Origin of the sequence: Nonomuraea sp. NPDC049695 (assembly GCF_040674955.1) — a bacterium.
GTDB lineage: Bacteria > Actinomycetota > Actinomycetes > Streptosporangiales > Streptosporangiaceae > Nonomuraea > Nonomuraea helvata.
The window spans coordinates 384,951-403,159 of sequence record NZ_JBFANV010000001.1 but is presented as its reverse complement, the minus strand read 5'-3'; the positions used below and the strand labels follow the sequence as shown (position 1 = coordinate 403,159).

The following is an 18,209-nucleotide window of genomic DNA, read 5'->3' as shown; positions in this document are numbered from 1 at the left end:
ATGTTCGGTAAACACTTCACCGTCCGGACTTATCCCTGTCAAGAGGTGAACACCATGTTCGAGCAGCACCGCGAGACTCTGGAGAAGGCGCTGTCGGCCATCGCCGAGCGGGGATACTGGAGCGCTTTCCCGGAGTCGCCGAGCCCGCGCGTTTACGGCGAGGGGGCGGCCGAGCGGGGCAAGGAGGCGTTCGAGTCCTACCTCGGCAAGCCGTTCCCCCTCGACCAGCCGGGCACCGGGTCCTGGATCGGGGCGGAGCGCTCGCCGTACGGGATCGATCTCGGCGTCACCTACCCCGAGCCGCTCGTGGACGACCTGATCGCGGCGGCGAAGGCGGCGCTGCCGGCCTGGCGGGACGCGGGGCCGGAGGCCCGCGCGCTGGCCTGCGTCGAGATCGTCCACCGGATCAACCAGCGCAGCTTCGAGCTGGCCAACGCGGTGCAGCACACGACCGGGCAGGCGTTCGTGATGGCCTTCCAGGCGGGCGGGCCGCACGCGCAGGACCGCGCCCTCGAGGCCGTCGCGTACGGCTACGCCGCCATGACGTCCTCGGCCTCGGCGGCCCGCTGGGAGAAGCCCGCCAAGGGCGACCCGCTGGTCATGGAGAAGCGCTTCACGGTCGTCCCCAGGGGCGTCGCGCTGGTGATCGGCTGCAACACGTTCCCGACCTGGAACGCGTACCCGGGGCTGTTCGCCTCGCTCGTCACCGGTAACCCGGTGATCGTCAAGCCGCACCCGCGCGCGGTGCTGCCGCTCGCGATCACCGTGCAGATCGCCCGCGAGGTGCTGGCCGAGGCGGGCTTCGACCCCGCGCTGGTCTCGCTGGCGGTGGAGGAGGGCCGAGGGCTGGCCAGGACGCTCGCCACCCATCCCGACATCCGCGTCGTCGACTTCACCGGCTCGACGGAGTTCGGCGACTGGCTGGAGGAGAACGCCCGCCAGGCGCTCGTGCACACCGAGAAGGCGGGGGTCAACACGATCGTCGTCGACTCCACCGACTCGTGGCGCGGCATGCTGGGCAACCTGGCGTTCTCGCTGTCGCTCTACAGCGGCCAGATGTGCACGGCGCCGCAGAACATCCTGGTGCCCGCGAGCGGGATCGAGACCGACGAGGGGCACAAGAGCTTCGACGACGTCTGCGCCGGGCTCGCGGGCGCCGTCGGCAAGCTGCTCGGGGACGACGCCCGGGCCGTCGAGCTGACCGGAGCCATCGTCAACCCGGACGTGCTGGCCCGGGTGGAGGACGCGCCGTCTCTCGGCGAGGTGGTGCTGGAGTCGCGCGCCCTGAAGCACCCGTCGTTCCCGGATGCGATGGTGCGGACGCCGGTGATCGTGAAGGTCTCCCCGGACCAGGCCGAGGTGTACGGACGCGAGCACTTCGGGCCGATCTCGTTCGTCATCCCGACGGGATCGACGCAGGAGAGCCTCGACGTGCTGCGCCGCACCATCAAGGCCCGGGGCGCGCTCACCGCCGCCGCCTACTCGACCTCCTCCGACGTGCTCGACCAGGCCGAACGGGCCGCCATCGACGCGGGCGTCAACCTGTCGTGCAACCTGACGGGCGGGATCTTCGTCAACCAGTCGGCCGCCTTCAGCGACTATCACGGCACCGGCGCCAACCCGGCCGCCACCGCCTCGCTCACCGACCCCGGCTACGTGGCTGGCCGCTTCCACATGGTCCAGTCCCGCCGCCCGGCATGACCCCACCCGCGCTTCGCCCGCCGCCCTCGTTTCGGGGAGCGGCGGGCGTCGCCGGCGCACGGGTCGTGGTGGCGGGGGAGGCGGGTGTGCGCGGGTTGGCGCGGGAGCGGCGCCGCCGAAGGCACGCGGTGCAACCGACGGCGGCTTCGCGCCCGGCGGCGCGTTCGGCTTCGCGCTCGGGGGCGCGTTCGGCTTCGCGCTCGGCGGTGTGCTCGGGGGCGCGTTCGGCATCGTGCTCGGCATCGCGCTCGGCGGCGCGTGCCGACGCGCGTGGTCGTGGTGGCCGGGGCCCCAGCTGTGCGCGAGCGCGGCGCATCGACACTGCGCGGGTGGCGCGTGAGTCCGTGCGGCGCCCCTTGTCCCCGACGCGCGCCGTCGTGGCGGGTGAGGGCCTCGGGCGTGCAGGTCGGCGCGCGGGCGGCGGCCCCCGAGGTGGTGCGGGTGCGGCGTGCCGAGGCGGTGCGGGTGCGGCGTGCCGGAGCTGTCCCGGGGGCGCGTGAGCTGGGGCGGCGGTCTCGTTCCCGCCGCCGTGTGGAGTGCGTCGGGACGTGTGGGGCAGTGGGTCGCGCGGGGCCGGCCGAAGGGGCGGCGCCGCGCCGAGGAGGGGTGACCGCTTTTCAGGAGGAGGGGTGATGGCCAAGCCGTTCGCTTCGTCGGCGGATCTCGCGGAGAAGGAGCAGTCGCTGGAGGTGCTCGCCGAGGGCGTGTACGCGCTCACGGCCGAGGGCGACCCGAACGTGGGCGCCGTCGAGGGCGAGGACTTCCTCGTGTGCTTCGAGGCGCTGGCGACGCCCGTGGCCGCCCGCCAGTGGCTGGCCAGGCTGCGCGAGCACACCGACAAGCCAGTCAGGTACCTGGTGCTGTCGCACTATCACGCGGTCAGGGTGCTGGGCGCGTCGGCGTTCGGCGCGGACGTGATCGTGACGCACGACAAGACCCGCGAGCTGATCGCCGAGCGCGGCGAGCAGGACTGGGCCAGCGAGTACGCCAGGATGCCCCGCCTGTTCAAGGAGCCCGAGTCGATCCCGGGGCTGACGTGGCCGACGGCGACGTTCAGCGACACGTTCACCATCGACCTGGGCGGCGACCGGGGCGACCTGGTGCTGGCCCACTGCGGTCGGGGGCACACCGAGGGCGACCTGGTGGCCTGGCTGCCCAGGCAGCGCGTCATGTTCGCCGGCGACCTCGTCGAGTCCCAGGCCGCCCTCTACACCGGCGACGCCTTCCACCGCGACTGGTCTGCGGCGACCCTCGACAAGGTGGCGTCGTTCGGGGCGGAGACGCTGGTCGGCGGCAGGGGAGCGGTGGCGCGCGGCAAGGAGGGCGTGGACGCGGCCATCGCCCAGACGCGCGACTTCCTCACGGTGATGCTGCGCGAGGTGGGCGCGGCAGGAACGCTCAAGGAGGCGTTCGAGCGCACGCACGCGGCGCTGGAGCCGAGGTACGGGTCCTGGCCGATCTTCGAGCACTGTCTGCCGTTCAACGTCTCCAGGCTCTGGGACGAGCTGCACGGCGTCGAGCGGCCGCGCATCTGGACCGCCGAGCGCGACCGCGAGGTCTGGGACCAGCTGCAATCATGAACGCCCAGGTCATCGTCGTCGGAGCGGGCCCGGTCGGGCAGAGCGCCGCGCTGCTGCTGGCCCGCTGGGGCATCCAGGTGCTCGTGCTCGACGCGCGGGCGAAGCGCGACTCCACCGGGTCGAAGTCCATCTGCCAGCAGCGCGACGTGCTCGACATCTGGGCCGCCGCCGGGGCGGGCAAGATCGCGGACGAGGGCCTGGCCTGGACCACCGCCCGCACGTACTACCGCGACCGCGAGCTGTTCTCCTGGCAGTTCGAGCGGGAAGGGCCGCTGCCGGCCTGCGTGAACATCTCGCAGACCCGCACCGAGCAGATCCTGGACGAGGCCGTCGCGGCGCAGCCGCTCATCGAGGTGTGCTGGAACCACGAGGTCACCGGGCTCACCCAGGACGGCTCGGGCGTGACGGTCCAGTGCGGCCAGCGGCTGCTGCGCGCGCCCTACGTGCTGGTCTGCGCCGGCGCCAGGGCCCAGCGGGTACGCCAGGCGCTCGGCGTCACGTTCGACGGGGAGACGTTCGACGACCAGTTCCTGATCTGCGACATCAAGGCGGACCTGCCCGGCTGGGAGAACGAGCGCCGCTTCTACTTCGACCCCGTCTGGAACCCGGGCCGCCAGGTGCTGATCCATCCCTGCCCGGGGGGCACGTTCAGGATCGACTGGCAGATCGCGCCCGACTTCATCCCAACAAAAGTCGATATTTCGCGAAAAGTGCGGCAGATCATCGGCGACCGGCCGTACGAGCTGCTCTGGCACAGCACGTACCGCTTCCACTCCCGCCTCGCCTCCCGCATGCGCGTCGGCCGGGTCCTGCTGGCCGGTGACTGCGCCCACCTGGTGGCCCCGTTCGGCGCCCGGGGGCTCAACTCCGGCGTGCCCGACGCCGAGAACGCGGCCTGGAAGCTGGCCTTCGCGCTCAACGGCTGGGCGGGGCCGGGGCTGCTGGAGTCGTACCACGCCGAGCGGCACGCGGCCGCGCTGGAGAACCTCGAGATCACCGCGGCGACCATGCGCTTCCTCGTGCCGAGGACCGTGGAGGAGCGCATGCGCAGGCGGGCCGCGCTGGAGGGCGGTCTGATGGCGGAGGTGGACTCGGGGCGGTTCGCGGAGCCGTACTGGTACGTGGACTCGCCGCTGACGACGCCCGAGCCGACGCGGCCGTTCGGGGGCAGACCGCCGAAGGGGGCGCTGTGCGGGCCCGCGCCCGGTGTGATCCTGCCTGACATGCGGCTTCCCGGCGGGAGGCTGCGCGAGCTCTGCCGTGACGGTTTCCTGCTTCTACTGGGTGAAATGTGCGATTCGCGTTTGTTTGCGCAGGTCCTGGGCAAGGTCACTACGGCGCCCCTCGCTGTGCGCGGGCTCGCGGAGATCGACGGGCTCGCTGAGAGGCTCGGCGCCGGACCGGATGAGGCATGGCTCATCCGGCCCGATTCTCACATCGCTGCGATCATCCCCCATGCGGGTCCGGAGTCGGTGGCGGACGCGTTCCGCCGCGCGCTCGGTGAAGAGGAGGAGACTGCGTGACTGGCCGTAGTTCGTTTCTGATCGTCGCGAACCGCTTGCCGGTGGACCGGACGATCGAGCCTGACGGAACGGCCTCGTGGCGCAGGAGCCCAGGAGGCCTCGTCACCGCGATCGCACCGGTGATGCAGCGCCGCCACGGGGCCTGGCTCGGCTGGCACGGAGCCGCCGACGAGAAGCTGGAGCCGTTGGAACAGGGCGGCATGAACCTCATCCCGATCCCGCTCTCGGCCGACGAGGTGGAGCTCTACTACGAAGGCTTCTCCAACGCCACCCTGTGGCCGCTCTACCACGACGTGGTCGCGCCGCCCGTCTACCACCGGCCGATGTGGGACACGTACCGCGCCGTCAACGAGCGCTTCGCGAACGCCGCCGCCGAGGTCGCCGAGAAGGGGGCGGTGGTCTGGGTGCAGGACTACCAGCTCCAGCTCGTCCCGGCCATGCTCCGCAGGCTCAGGCCGGACCTGCGGATCGGGTTCTTCCTGCACATCCCGTTCCCGCCGACCGAGCTGTTCTGGCGGCTGCCGTGGCGCAAGGAGCTCGTCGAAGGGCTGCTCGGCGCCGACCTGGTGGGCTTCCAGCTGCCCGGCGGGGCCTCGAACTTCCGCCGGCTGTGCCGCAGGCTGCTCGGGCTGCCGTACAAGGGGAACGAGATCTTCCTCGACGACCGGGTCGTGACCACGCAGGCCTTCCCCATCTCCGTGGACTTCGGACAGCTCGACGCGCTGGTGCGCGACCCGCAGATCATGGCGCGGGCCAAGGAGATCAGGGTGGAGCTGGGCGACCCCGAGCACGTGCTGCTCGGCGTCGACAGGCTCGACTACACCAAGGGGATCGGGCAGCGGCTGGAGGCGTTCGGCGAACTGCTCAACGACGGGCAGCTGAAGACGAACGAGGCCGTGTTCGTGCAGATCGCCACGCCCAGCAGGGAGCGGGTGGAGGAGTACAAGCGGCTGCGTGACGACATCGAGCTGCAGGTCGGGCGGATCAACGGCGAGCACGCGCAGCTCGGCTACCAGCCGGTCCAGTATTTCCACCAGTCGTACGACCACACCGAGCTGGCCGCGCTCTACCTCGCCGCCGACGTCATGGTCGTGACCCCGCTGCGCGACGGCATGAACCTGGTGGCCAAGGAGTACGTCTCCTGCCACCACGACCTGCATGGCGCGCTGGTGCTCAGCGAGTTCGCCGGGGCCGCCGACGAGCTGCGCCAGGCCTACCTGGTCAACCCGTACGACGTGGAGGACGTCAAGCGGCAGATGCTGGCCGCGATGCGGGCCACGCCGCACGAGCTGGCCCGGCGGATGCGCACGATGCGCCGCCGGGTGGCCACCTACGACGTGGACCGCTGGGCCAGCGAGTTTCTCAGTGCCCTGGAGTCACCTGCTTCACAGACTTCCATGCGTCATAGCGCTTCTTGGCGGTCCGGTTGACCACGATCTGCGCCACGGACATGCCGACGCCCATGAGCACGGCGTAGCCGATCGCCTCACCCATGCTGACCTCGGGTGAGTCTGTGTCGAGAGGCGGCTCCTTGCCGGTCGCCTTCACCCAGACGAACCCGAGGAGTTTCCTCGCCGCCCAGGCGGTCGCCAGCCCCGTCAGACCGCCGATCACGCGCCAGGCGATATCCGGCTTGTCCTCCGCCATGCCGATCTCCCTTCCCCTTTGTAACGAACACTAGTCTGTACCGCTTGGCACGCCTGCGAAGCCGTACCATAAGGAGGCATGACTCAACAGCGACTACGCCATGCCTCCATGCCGGAAAAACCGTCTCTCGACGGCTTGGAGCAGGTATGGGTAGCGCGCTGGGAGGAGCAGGGCACCTACCGCTTCGACCGCTCCAAGTCGCGCGAGCAGGTCTACGCCATCGACACGCCGCCGCCGACCGTCTCCGGTTCGCTGCACGTCGGTCATGTCTTCTCCTTCACCCACACCGACATCATGGCCCGCTACCGGCGGATGACCGGCAAAGCGGTCTTCTACCCGATCGGCTGGGACGACAACGGCCTGCCCACCGAGCGCCGGGTGCAGAACGTCTACGGCGTGCGCTGTGATCCGTCGCTGCCTTACGATCCGGACTTCGTTCCACCAGACAAGCCCGGCAAACGCGAGGTCTCCATTTCGCGGCGCAATTTCGTGGAGCTCTGCCACAAGCTGACCGCCTTGGACGAGCAGGCGTTCGAGGAGGTCTGGCGGCGGGTCGGCCTGTCGGTCGACTGGTCGCTGCTGTACACCACGATCAGCGACGAGGCGCGGGCGGTCTCGCAGCGGGCGTTCCTGCGCAACCTGCTGCGCGGCGAGGCCTACCTCTCCGAGGCGCCGACGCTGTGGGACGTGACCTTCCGCACCGCCGTCGCCCAGGCGGAGCTGGAGGACCGCGAGTGGCCCGGCGCGTTCCACAAGATCTCGTTCTACGGCGAGAAGGGCCCGGTCTTCATCGAGACGACCCGGCCCGAGCTCATCCCGGCGTGCGTGGCGCTGGTCGCCCACCCTGACGACGAGCGCTACCAGCCGCTGTTCGGCACCTCGGTGCTGACGCCGCTGTTCGGGGTCGAGGTGCCGGTGCTGGCCCACCGGCTGGCCGAGCCCGACAAGGGCACCGGCATCGCGATGATCTGTACGTTCGGCGACATCACCGACGTCACCTGGTGGCGGGAGCTGCACCTGCCGACCCGGCCGGTCATCGGCTGGGACGGCCGGCTGCTGCCCGAGCCGCCCGAGGGCGTGGAGGCGGAGCCGTACAAGGAGCTGGCCGGCAAGACCGTGCACAGCGCGCGTGAGCGGATCGTGGAGCTGCTGCGCGAGTCCGGCGACCTCGAGGGCGACCCGAGGCCCGTCTCCCGCACGGTGAAGTTCTACGAGAAGGGCGACAAGCCGCTCGAGATCGTCACCACCCGCCAGTGGTACATCCGCAACGGCGGGCGCGACGAGGAGTTGCGCGCGCGGCTGCTGGGGCGCGGGAGCGAGCTGAGGTGGCACCCGCCGCACATGCGGGTGCGCTACGACAACTGGGTCGAGGGGCTCACCAGCGACTGGCTGATCTCGCGCCAGCGCTTCTTCGGCGTGCCGTTCCCGGTGTGGTATCCGATCGACGAGTCGGGCCAGCCCGTCCACGACGCGCCGATCGTGCCGCCGGAGGACATGCTGCCGGTCGACCCGTCCTCCGACGTGCCGCCCGGCTACGCCGAGGACCAACGCGGCGTGCCCGGCGGGTTCATGGCCGACCCCGACGTGATGGACACCTGGGCCACCTCGTCGCTGACGCCGCAGATCGCGGGCCGCTGGGGGACCGACGACGACCTGTTCAAGCGGGTCTTCCCGGCCGACCTGCGGCCGCAGGCACACGAGATCATCCGCACCTGGCTGTTCTCGACGGTGGTCAGGTCGCACTACGAGTTCGGCGAGCTGCCGTGGAGCGACGTCGCGATCTCCGGGTGGATCCTCGACCCCGACCGCAAGAAGATGTCCAAGTCCAAGGGCAACGTCGTCACCCCGCTCGCCCTGCTGGAGCAGCACGGCTCCGACGCGGTGCGCTACTGGGCGGCCAACGGCCGCTACGGCGTGGACACCGCGTTCGACGCCGGTCAGCTCAAGATCGGGCGGCGGCTGGCCATCAAGATCCTGAACGCGTCCAAGTTCGTGCTCGGGCTGGCCGAGAGCGAGGGCCCGGAGTCGAGCAGGGTCACCGAGCCGCTGGACCTGTCCATGCTGGCGGCCCTGTCAGGCGTCGTACGCGAGGCCACGGAGGCGTTCGAGTCCTACGACCACACCAGGGTGCTGGAGGCCGTGGAGCGCTTCTTCTGGGCGTTCTGCGACGACTATCTGGAGCTGGTCAAGGCCCGGGCCTACGAGTCCGGCCCGGCCGCCGCCTCCGCCCACGCGGCGCTGCGGCAGGCGCTCGACGTGCTGCTGCGGCTGTTCGCGCCGTTCCTGCCCTTCGTCACGGAAGAGGTGTGGTCGTGGTGGCGCGAGGGCTCGGTGCACGGGGCACCGTGGCCCGCTCTTGCGCCCGGTGCCGGGGACCCGGCCGTGCTGGCCGTGGCCTCGGAGGTGCTCGGCCAGGTGCGCAAGGCCAAGTCCGAGGCCAAGCTGTCCATGCGGGCCGAGGTCTCCAGGCTCACCGTCTTCGCGCCGGAGGTCGGGCTTGTCCGCCAGGCTCAGGACGACCTTTGTGCCGCGGGCAACGTGGAGGAGTTCGTCCTGGAGTATGGTGACGAGCTGAAAACCGAGGTCCACCTGGGCTGACGTCCGGATGGCAGGACGCCGGGCCGCCCCTCCGCGGGGCGCCCGGCGTCCGTGCGTTTCACGCGTCCCTGCTGGCGTCCCGGTGGATGGCCAGGAAGAGCGAGTACGCCTGACCGCCCGGCTCCGGCCGCCGCTCGCGGAACTCGTCGAACAGCTCCTGCAACCGCCGGCGCAGCTCCGCGTGCTCGTCCTCGGTGAGCCTGAGCCCGAGCCTGGTGAGATTGGCCTCCTCGAGATCGACGAGCCTGGCCTCCTCCAGGAACGCGTCCAGCATCGCCGCGCTGCCGCCCGTCACGCCGCTCTCGCGGACGTCCATCTCCCAGGACTTGCCGGTGGCCCGGTAGGGGATCTCGGTGGAGCCGCGCGGTCCCGGACGGCTGGGCTCGGCCGCGAGGAACCCCGTCTGGACCAGTTTGCGCACGTGGTGGAGCGTGGTGGCCGGGTTCGCGTCGAGGCGGCCGGCGATCTCCTTGTTGGTGAGCGCCTGGTCGAGGCAGAGCCGCAGGATGCGCAGCCGTACGGCTGAGGCGAGCGCGCGGGCCTCGGCCTCGGTGGCGGGGCGGCGTTTGGTGCCCATGAACCGCCACCCTATAACCGGTTGATTTTTCTCAATGGGTCATGGATGCTGTGGCGGGTGAGTCTGCTACGCGATCGTGACTTCCGCCGGCTGTTCCTCGCCGACACCGCCAGCCAGGCGGGCAGCCAGCTCCTCCTGCTGGCCCTGCCGCTGGTGGCCGTGTCGGCGCTGCGGGCCTCCGAGCTCGAGGTGGGCGTGCTGGCCGCGTGCCAGACGCTGGCGTTCGTGGTGATCGGGCTGCCTGCCGGGGCTCTCGTCGACCGGCTGCGCAAGCGCGTGGTGATGGTGGTCGCCGACTGGGCGCGGGCACTGGCGCTGGCCTCCGTGCCGGTGGCGTGGTGGCTGGACGCGCTGACCATCTACCAGCTGTACGCGGTGGCGGTCGTGCTGGGCGTGTTCACCGTGTTCTTCGACGTCGCGTACCAGAGCTACCTGCCCCACCTGGTCGAGCGCGAGCGGCTCGTCGAGGGCAACTCCACGCTGGAGATCGTCCGTACGGTGGCGCAGGTCGGCGGGCCCAGCGCGGGCGGCTACCTGATCCAGCTCCTCACCGCGCCCTTCGCGCTGGTCGCCACGGTGGCCGGGTTCGCCTGGTCGGCGCTGTGCCTGGGCACGATCCGCAGACGCGAGGCCCGGCAGGAGGCGCGCCGTGCCCGCCTGGGCACGGAGATCGCCGAAGGCGTCAGGTTCGTGCTCGGCCACCCGCTGCTGCGCCGCATCGCGGGCTGCACCGCCACCGCGAACCTGTTCGTGTCCGTCTCCCAGCCGATGGTCCTGCTCCTCCTGGCCAGGGAGCTCGGCCTGGACGCGGGCGCCATCGGGCTGCTCATGGCCGCGGGCGGGCTCGGCGGGATCGCCGGCGCGCTGGCCAACGCCAGGATCGCCAGGCGGCTCGGGCAGGGGCCGACGATGTGGCTGGGCATCGCCGTGCCGGCGCCGCTGGCGTTCGTGCTGCCGTGGTTGGAGGCCGACTGGCGGCTCGGGCTCTTCGTGCTGTACGAGTTCGGCACCGGGGCCGGGGTGGTGCTCTACAACGTCACGCAGCTCAGCTTCCGTCAGGCCATCACGCCCGAGCCGCTGCTCGGCCGGATGAACGCCACCATGCGCTTCCTCGTCTGGGGCACCCTGCCGCTGGGCGGGCTGATCGGCGGCGTGCTGGGCGGGGCGATCGGGCTGCGCGACACGCTCATGGTCGCCGCGATCGGGTCCTGCCTGGCGTTCCTGTGGCTGGTCACCTCACCCCTGCGTACGATGCGCGAACTGCCCGTCAGTGGTCACACCCTCGTGTAGGTAAGGTCTGCTCCTGGCTTTATCGGCGCGCATCCTGGGCGCGGACGTGCCAGTCTTGAACACGTGTTGTCCGACCGCCCCACCAAGCTCGTGCCGCCCGCGCTCGCCAAGATGGCCGCGTGGTGCGTGTGCCTGATCCTCGTCGGCGTGGTCGTCTACTTCTTCGCCCAGATCATCGCCCGGCTCACGTTCGTGGCGCTGCCCGTGGCGATCGCGCTGCTGCTGACCGCGCTGCTGTTCCCGCTGACCAACAGCCTTCGCCAGGCGGGCATGCGGCCCATCTACGCCACCTGGATCACCATGCTGGTGGCCATGGCCATCCTCGTCGGCACAGGGTGGCTGGTCGGGGCGCGGGCCAGCGACGAGTTCCCCAACCTGGTCCAGCAGGTGCAGGCGACCGCGAGGTCGGTCCAGGACTGGCTGATCACCGGCCCGCTGCACCTCAAAGAGGCGCAGATCACCGGCTATGTCGACGAGATCGCCAACATGGTCAACAACCAGCGCACGGCCATCACCGGCACCGTGCTGACGGCCGGAGCGGTCGCCTTCGAGGTGCTCGCCTCCATCGTGCTGCTGCTGTTCGTGACGTTCTTCCTGCTCAAGGACGGCGACCGGATCTGGGCGTGGATCCTGCGGGGGTTCGGCGAGGTCGCGCCGCGCGTGGACCGGGCCGGGCGGGCCGCCTGGGCGACGCTCTCCCACTACGTGCAGGGCACGGTCGCCGTGGCCGCCGTGCACGGGCTGATCATGGGCATCGTGCTGGCGGGCATGGGCGTGCCGCTGTGGGCGCCGCTGGCCGTGCTGATCTTCTTCGCCAGCTTCATCCCCATCGTCGGCATCTTCTTCGCCGGTACGATCGCCACCCTCGTCACGCTGGGCGCCAAGGGCCTCGTCTACGCACTGATCTTCCTGGGCATCCTCGTCGTCGAGCAGCAGCTGGAGAACCACGTGCTCCAGCCCTTGATCGTGGGGCGGGCACTCAACTTCCACCCGCTGGCGATCATCCTCGTGCTGGCCATCGGCGGCATCCTCGCGGGCATCGCGGGGGCCGCAGTGGCGGTGCCGGTGGCCGCGGTGATCTATCGGGCGCTGCCCGAGCTCCGGCACAAACCGCCCGCTCTGCCGCCACCGCCCCATGAACACGTCCCTCCTGAGGAGGGCCCCGGCGAGGGGGGCGCGCCTCGCGAGGGGGCAGCCGGTGAGCCGGGCGAGGAGAAGAACGAGAACGCCCCTGCCCGCCGCGAGGACGGCCGCGGGGTGGACACGGAGTAACCTCGTCACCCGTGACTCGTTCCTGCCTCACCGCCCCGCCGCCGCCCGGCATCCCCGTTCGCATGGGCACGACACTCCACCTGGGTGCCTGGTGCAACGGCATCACAGGCGGAAAGGCGTACCTTGAGGCTGAGGGGCGCATCGGCGCCCCTGACGAACACCACGACTACGAGGTGACCCTTTGAGCGACGTCGAGGTCCTCATCCACCGGCTCGACGCGGAGCTGCCGATGCCCTCCTACGCCCATCCGGGAGACGCGGGCGCCGACCTCTACGCGGCCGAGGACGTCGAGCTGCTGCCCGGCGAGCGGGCCGTCGTCGGCACGGGGGTCGCGATCGCCCTGCCCGACGGCTACGCCGCGTTCGTGCACCCGCGCTCGGGGCTGGCGGCCAGGCACGGTGTCACGCTGGTCAATGCCCCCGGCACCGTGGACGCGGGATACCGCGGCGAGATCAAGGTGACGCTCATCAACACCGACGCCAAGGAGCCGTTCCGCCTCCAGCGGGGTGACCGCGTGGCGCAGCTCGTGGTCCAGCGGGTGGAGCGCGCGGCCTTCTACGAGGTCGAACGGCTGCCGGGTTCGGTGCGCGGCGCCAACGGGTTCGGATCGACAGGACGATGATCAATGGGTCGTGCAGACGGCCCCGCGAGCAAGGAGAGTGAGGAACGTGTTCCGACGTCGCCGTCGTGAGCAGCCGGAACAGGCGGCCGAGCAGGAGTCTGCCGCCCCTGTCCGAGAGTCCGGCCCGTGGGACGCCGACGAGCCCCACCCGGAGAGCGACAGGATCGACCTCGGTGGCCTGCGGCTGCCGCACAACCCCGACTTCGACGTACGTCTGGCCTCCGTCGGAGACCAGCACGTCGGCGTCGTCGTCCTCTACGAGGAGAGCTCGCTGCAGATCCAGGCCCTGGCCGCGCCACGGAGCTCGGGCCTGTGGGACGAGGTCAAGACCAAGATCGTCTCGCAGGCCAAGCAGCTGGAGGAGCAGGAAGGCCCGTTCGGCAGGGAGCTGGCCGGCGAGATGAGGGTCGAGGGCGCCGCCCGCCCCGTTCGCTACATCGGCGTCGACGGGCCCCGCTGGTTCCTGCTCGCGGTGATCTCCGGCCCGGCGGCGCTGGATGAGTCGGTCGCGGCGGCGTACATAGACTTCTTGAAGGACGTCGTGGTGGTACGCGGCGACGAGCCGATGGCCCGTGAGGAGCCGATTCCGCTGCGCCGCCCCAACGAGCAGACGAGCGAGAAATCGGACGAGCGGCCCGGGCTCAACCCGTTCAAGCGAGGGCCGGAAATAAGCGAGATTCGCTGAGGGCTGACATCGCGCCGACATCACATAGGCTGATTCATCATGAGTACGGCAGAGCCTCCGAAACGCGGGGGATTGCGCGGGTTCTTCAGTCGGCTGGCCTCACCCCAGTCCGAGATCGAGGCCCAGGAACTTCGGGAAGACGCCGATGAGGTGGGCGCTACCCCCATCGTCTCGTGCGGCGGGCGCCGGCGCTTCTGCGTAGCAGGTACGCTACGTACAGTCACACTACGTCCGAGGGGCGGCGCTCCCGCTCTCGAGGCCGAGCTGTACGACGGGTCCGACGTGATCGACCTCGTCTGGCTCGGCCGCCGCAAGATCGCAGGCATCGAGCCCGGTCGCACGGTCAAGGCCGAGGGCCTGGTCAGCGTCCAGGACGGGCGCAAGGTGATGTTCAATCCGCGTTACGAGCTGCGCCCAGGGAGTTGACACGTGAGTGCTGAGGCGGAAGAGGTCGCCCACGACACCGTTGAAGCGGCGGTGCGAGCCCAGCTCGCCAAGGCGTTCGGCGGTGTGCGCGGCATCATCGAGGCGGCGATCCCGACGATCGCGTTCACGCTCTGCTGGGTCCTCACCGAGGACCTGAAGGTGTCGCTCATCGTCAGCGTCTCGCTGTCGGTGGTGCTGCTGCTGGTCAGGATCGTGCAGCGGTCCACGCCGCAGTTCGTGATCAACAGCCTGATCGGCATCGCGATCGGCGCGTTCTTCGCCAGCCGCACCGGTGACGCGAAAGACTACTTCCTGCCCGGCATCCTGTGGAACGCCGGTTACATGGTGGCGATGCTGCTGTCGATCGTCGCCCGCTGGCCGGTGGTGGGCTTCCTGATCGGCTCGGTCACGGGCGACCCGACCGCCTGGCACAAGGACCCGGGCATCGTGCGGCTCTGCACCAAGCTGACCTGGATGCTCATGTTGCCATGCGCGGTCCGGGTGGCCGTGCAGGCACCGGTGTACCTGTTCGGAGGCGGCGACCAAGCGGTCGCCGCCCTCGGTTTCGCGAAGATCGTCATGGGCTGGCCCCTGCAGGTGGCCGCCCTCGCCGCCATGCTCTGGGTCCTGGGCCGCGGACGCACCCCGATCAAGCCGGTGGCCCCGGCCTGACGCCGGCCATGCTTCGATCATGGCCGTAGGCTGCTGCGGGTGAACATCATGCAGGTTCCAGGATCGAAGTCCATCACCGCCCGCGCCCTGTTCCTCGCCGCCGCCGCGCGCGGCACCACGCTGCTGCGGCAGCCGCTGGTCTCGGACGACACGGAAGGGTTCGCCGAGGGACTGGCGACCCTGGGCTACCGGGTGGAGCGCGACCCCCGGACGTGGACGATCGAGGGCCGTCCCGAGGGGCCGCGCGCCGCCGAGGCCGAGGTGTTCTGCCGCGACGGCGCCACGACCGCACGCTTCCTGCCCGCGCTCGCGGCCGCCGGGCAGGGGGTCTTCCGGTTCGACGCCTCCGCCCAGATGCGCCGCCGCCCGCTCGGCCCGCTCACACAGGCGCTGCGAGAGCTCGGGGTCGACCTGGTCCACGAGGGGCAGGAGGGGCACCATCCGCTGACCGTACGCGCCCGGGGGATCAAGGGCGGGCGGATCACGCTGGACGCGGGACTCTCCTCGCAGTTCCTCACCGCGCTGCTGCTCGTCGGACCGCTCACGGCCGAAGGGCTGCACATCACCGTGACGGACCTCGTCTCGGCGCCGTACGTGGAGATCACCCTGGCGATGATGCGCCGCTTCGGTGTCGAGGTCGAGCGCGCGGGCGACACCTTCCACGTGCCGCCCCAGCCGTACGCGGCCACCGACTACACCATCGAGCCGGACGCCTCCACAGCGAGCTACCCCTTGGCCGCCGCCGCGCTCACCGGCCACAGCGTCACCATCCCAGGGCTGGGCTCGGCCTCGCTCCAGGGCGACGTGCGCTTCGCCGAGGTGCTCGGGCGGATGGGCGCGACGGTGGAGCTGCGGCCCGACGCGGTGACCGTGACCGGCAACGGCCGGCTGCGCGGCCTGACCGTGAACATGCGCGACATCTCCGACACCGTCCCCACGCTCGCCGCCATCGCCCCGTTCGCGGACGGGCCGGTGCGCATCGAGGACGTCTACAACACACGGATCAAGGAGTGCGACCGCCTGGCCGCCTGCGCCGAGAACCTGAGCCGCCTGGGAGTACCCGTACGCACCGGACGGGACTGGATCGAGATCCACCCGGCCTCGCCTCGCGCGGCCGAGATCGCCTGCCACGGGGATCATCGGATCGCCATGGCGTTCAGCATTACCGGACTGCGTACGCCGGGCGTCACGCTGGACGAGCCCGGATGTGTGAAGAAGACGTTCCCCGGCTTCCACCAGGCCCTGGCCGAGCTGCGGGCGGGCTGGGCGCTCTCATAGCGACCCGGCCATCGGTGCGGCAGAACGTCCACGAACCGTTCGGCAGAACGCCCACAGACGTATCGGCAGAACGCCCACAGATGCAGCGGCAGAACGCCCACGTATCCTTCGGCAGAACGCCCACGTCTATGCGTTCATCTGCGGTAACGTGCGAGGCATGACCAATCCGGCCCTGTTTCCAAGACGCGCCGAAGCGATGACACTTGAAGCCCTGGCGGACACGCGAGTCGTGGTCGTGAACGGTGCCCGGCAAGTAGGAAAGAGCACAATGGCCGGCTTGATCGTTGCCCAGGCAAGCAACGCCCGTAAGCTCTACCTCGACGATCCCGCGATCCTGGCTGCAGCGGAGGAGGATCCCGTTGCGTTCGTCCAGCATGACGGGCTTCTGATGATCGACGAGATCCAACGTGCGCCACAACTGCTGCTACCGATCAAACATGTGGTTGACCAGGATCCGCATCCCGGCCGCTATCTCCTCACCGGCTCCGCCCGCCTGCTTGGACTACGTGATCTTCCTGATGCGCTACCCGGTCGGACGGAAACCATCGAGTTGTGGCCACTGTCTCAAGGAGAGATCGAGTCTGCTCCAGACGGATTCGTCGACCACATCTTCACGCAGGGCGAGGATGTCAGCATGCCGCCCTGCGCGCTCCGCAAGCATGACTACGTGGACAGGGCACTGCGTGGCGGCTACCCCGAGGCGATCCGGCGGGACCCGGGACGCAGGCGCAACAGATTCTTCGACTCCTACATCACCGACCTGATCACACGAGATGTACGCCAGATCTCGGATATCGAGCGTCCAGCGGAGATGCGGAGGCTGCTGAGCGTCATCGCGGCTCGCATGGGAGGACTGGCCGTGGTGCAATCGATGGCAGGCGACGTAGGACTACCCAGGATGACGCTCTCTCGTTATCTGGACCTTCTGGAGCTGGTCTTCCTCATCAAGCGCGTACCGGCATGGTCCTCGAATCTGACGCGCCGCGCCATCTCCACGCCCAAACTGATCATCACAGACAGTGGGCTCGGCGGGAGGCTCATCGGCATGTCACCTGATCGCGCCAGGGACGTCACGGCCCCCATCGGGCCGCTGCTCGAAAATTTCGCGATCGGCGAAGTGGCCCGCCAACTCACCTGGGCCAACGAACCTGTCCAACTGTTCCATTACCGGGATCGGGACCAGGTCGAAGTGGACATGGTCCTTGAGCACGCGTCCGGTGAAGTGGTCGGCATCGAAATCAAAGCCGCAGAGACCGTCCGCGGAGATGACTTCCGCGGCTTGCGCCACTTGGCGGACCGCCTGGGAGCGAGATTCCGCGCGGGGTTCGTCCTCTATACCGGAGAACAGACGCTGCCTTTCGGCGACAAGTTCAAAGCGTTGCCCATGGCGTCCTTGTGGCAACTCGGCAGTACCCTTGGTTCCTGAATCCTGCGCCAGGGGTGCGCGGAGACCACCGGATCGCCATGGCGTTCAGCGTCACCCGACTGGGTACGCCGGGCATCCGGCTGGACGGCCCTGGAGGCGTGAAGAAGACGTTCCCGGCTTCCATCAGGCCCTGGCCGACGTGCGGGGTCGTCGCAACACAGTGATCCGTTACTGTGCGAGCAGCATAACGAGGCGCTCGGCTGGATATCCCAGCCGAGCGTCATGCGCGCTCTTACAGCTCCGACACATCGTGTCTGGGGCCGGCAATCTCGGATGGCGGCTACGAACCCTGTCTGACTGGCGCTTCGGGAAGCTGACCGACAACCTTGCCCTCGGAGTCCAGCACCTTGATCATCGGTTTGTCGTCGCCATCGATCTCCAGGACAATCCTCGGGCGTCCTCGCGAGTCGTTGAGCACCAGAAAGGCTCCTTCTGGAGTGCTGTAGCCCAACTGGACACGCGACGGCATGGCGGGCACTTGCTCGACCGGGAGCGCTGGATCAGGCATGTGCTTCATCTCCAGCATCGCCGCGCCGTGGACGCCCTGCCAGCGGGTGGCCAATGTGATCGCCTGCGCGTTGGTGTAGTCGAGTGAGAGGCTGGCCCCGACAGAGGAGGCCGTGATGCCTCCTTTCTCGTTGCCGTCCCCATCATTGAAGATCAGATAGGTGCCCTCGGGCCCTTGGCGTTGGTCGGCGGGGTACGTCTTGCCGCCAACGATCATCGGGGGTTTGCTCGAGCTCGCCAGAAAACGCTGGCGGCCTCGGCGGTCTACTACCCGGAACGACTCCCGGGCCTGCTCGCCTGAGGACTCCGCTCGGGCGGGTTCGCTGGCCGCCATCACGGTCACGCCACTCGCAAGCAGCGCGGCCGCCGTTCCGATCGCAGCGCGCCGATCACATTGCTCCATCC

Annotated in this window: 17 protein-coding genes; 14 read left to right on the top strand and 3 right to left on the bottom strand. The window is 69.8% G+C overall.

What is annotated here, in order from left to right; genetic code table 11:
• The first annotated feature begins 54 nt into the window (after positions 1 to 54).
• The 4 genes from paaN to AB0J64_RS01815 all read left to right on the top strand — a co-directional run bounded on the left by paaN (position 55) and on the right by AB0J64_RS01815 (position 6,234).
• Positions 55 to 1,701, top strand: coding sequence for a phenylacetic acid degradation protein PaaN (gene paaN / locus AB0J64_RS01830; RefSeq protein WP_364018978.1), 1,647 nt, complete (start codon positions 55 to 57; stop codon positions 1,699 to 1,701).
• A 632-nt stretch (positions 1,702 to 2,333) separates the two neighbouring features.
• Positions 2,334 to 3,281: an MBL fold metallo-hydrolase gene (locus AB0J64_RS01825; RefSeq protein ID WP_364018975.1), complete on the top strand. Its 948-nt coding sequence runs from the start codon at positions 2,334 to 2,336 to the stop codon at positions 3,279 to 3,281.
• Complete coding sequence (locus tag AB0J64_RS01820; RefSeq protein ID WP_364018972.1) at positions 3,278 to 4,804, top strand: FAD-dependent monooxygenase; 1,527 nt, start codon at positions 3,278 to 3,280, stop codon at positions 4,802 to 4,804. The genes AB0J64_RS01825 and AB0J64_RS01820 overlap by 4 nt, the downstream gene beginning before the upstream one ends.
• On the top strand, positions 4,801 to 6,234 hold the full coding sequence (locus AB0J64_RS01815; protein WP_364018969.1) for a trehalose-6-phosphate synthase: 1,434 nt from the start codon (positions 4,801 to 4,803) through the stop codon (positions 6,232 to 6,234). Before AB0J64_RS01820 ends, AB0J64_RS01815 begins: the two co-directional genes overlap by 4 nt.
• On the opposite strand, the gene AB0J64_RS01810 is transcribed toward AB0J64_RS01815, so the two are convergent.
• The gene (locus tag AB0J64_RS01810) at positions 6,167 to 6,451 is read right to left on the bottom strand and encodes a DUF4235 domain-containing protein (protein ID WP_364018966.1); all 285 of its coding nucleotides are present in this window, start codon (positions 6,449 to 6,451) and stop codon (positions 6,167 to 6,169) included. The two genes, AB0J64_RS01815 and AB0J64_RS01810, sit on opposite strands and share 68 nt — an antisense overlap.
• 78 nt (positions 6,452 to 6,529) lie before the next feature.
• Here AB0J64_RS01810 and valS point away from each other — a divergent pair, with 78 nt between their 5' ends.
• Positions 6,530 to 9,049 (top strand): valine--tRNA ligase, encoded by a 2,520-nt coding sequence (gene valS, locus AB0J64_RS01805; protein ID WP_364018963.1) that lies wholly within the window; start codon positions 6,530 to 6,532, stop codon positions 9,047 to 9,049.
• Positions 9,050 to 9,107: 58 nt separating this feature from the next.
• On the opposite strand, the gene AB0J64_RS01800 is transcribed toward valS, so the two are convergent.
• Positions 9,108 to 9,626, bottom strand: coding sequence for a winged helix-turn-helix domain-containing protein (locus tag AB0J64_RS01800; RefSeq protein ID WP_364018960.1), 519 nt, complete (start codon positions 9,624 to 9,626; stop codon positions 9,108 to 9,110).
• Between the two features lie 57 nt (positions 9,627 to 9,683).
• On the opposite strand from AB0J64_RS01800, the gene AB0J64_RS01795 reads away from it, so the two are divergent.
• From AB0J64_RS01795 to AB0J64_RS01755, 9 genes are all read left to right on the top strand, one after another.
• A complete protein-coding gene (locus tag AB0J64_RS01795) occupies positions 9,684 to 10,916 on the top strand; it encodes an MFS transporter (RefSeq protein WP_364018957.1) in 1,233 nt (410 codons plus the stop codon).
• Between the two features lie 63 nt (positions 10,917 to 10,979).
• Positions 10,980 to 12,188 carry an AI-2E family transporter gene (locus AB0J64_RS01790; protein WP_364018954.1) on the top strand — a complete coding sequence of 403 codons (1,209 nt, stop codon included), beginning with the start codon at positions 10,980 to 10,982 and terminating at the stop codon, positions 12,186 to 12,188.
• Between the two features lie 11 nt (positions 12,189 to 12,199).
• The gene (locus AB0J64_RS01785) at positions 12,200 to 12,373 is read left to right on the top strand and encodes a hypothetical protein (protein ID WP_364018951.1); all 174 of its coding nucleotides are present in this window, start codon (positions 12,200 to 12,202) and stop codon (positions 12,371 to 12,373) included.
• Positions 12,370 to 12,810 carry a dUTP diphosphatase gene (gene dut / locus AB0J64_RS01780; protein ID WP_345002409.1) on the top strand — a complete coding sequence of 147 codons (441 nt, stop codon included), beginning with the start codon at positions 12,370 to 12,372 and terminating at the stop codon, positions 12,808 to 12,810. Before AB0J64_RS01785 ends, dut begins: the two co-directional genes overlap by 4 nt.
• A 46-nt stretch (positions 12,811 to 12,856) precedes the next feature.
• Entirely contained in the window at positions 12,857 to 13,495 is a 639-nt protein-coding gene (locus AB0J64_RS01775) for a DUF3710 domain-containing protein (protein ID WP_364018948.1), read from the top strand.
• Between the two features lie 39 nt (positions 13,496 to 13,534).
• Positions 13,535 to 13,921, top strand: coding sequence for an OB-fold nucleic acid binding domain-containing protein (locus AB0J64_RS01770; RefSeq protein WP_345002411.1), 387 nt, complete (start codon positions 13,535 to 13,537; stop codon positions 13,919 to 13,921).
• A gap of 3 nt (positions 13,922 to 13,924) precedes the next feature.
• Complete coding sequence (locus tag AB0J64_RS01765) at positions 13,925 to 14,593, top strand: DUF3159 domain-containing protein (protein WP_364018944.1); 669 nt, start codon at positions 13,925 to 13,927, stop codon at positions 14,591 to 14,593.
• Positions 14,594 to 14,641: 48 nt separating this feature from the next.
• Positions 14,642 to 15,871, top strand: coding sequence for a 3-phosphoshikimate 1-carboxyvinyltransferase (gene aroA, locus AB0J64_RS01760; RefSeq protein WP_364019217.1), 1,230 nt, complete (start codon positions 14,642 to 14,644; stop codon positions 15,869 to 15,871).
• A gap of 157 nt (positions 15,872 to 16,028) precedes the next feature.
• Positions 16,029 to 17,297, top strand: coding sequence for an ATP-binding protein (locus AB0J64_RS01755; protein WP_364018941.1), 1,269 nt, complete (start codon positions 16,029 to 16,031; stop codon positions 17,295 to 17,297).
• 280 nt (positions 17,298 to 17,577) lie between these two features.
• On the opposite strand, the gene AB0J64_RS01750 is transcribed toward AB0J64_RS01755, so the two are convergent.
• Entirely contained in the window at positions 17,578 to 18,207 is a 630-nt protein-coding gene (locus tag AB0J64_RS01750; protein ID WP_364018938.1) for a hypothetical protein, read from the bottom strand.
• Positions 18,208 to 18,209: the final 2 nt, after the last annotated feature.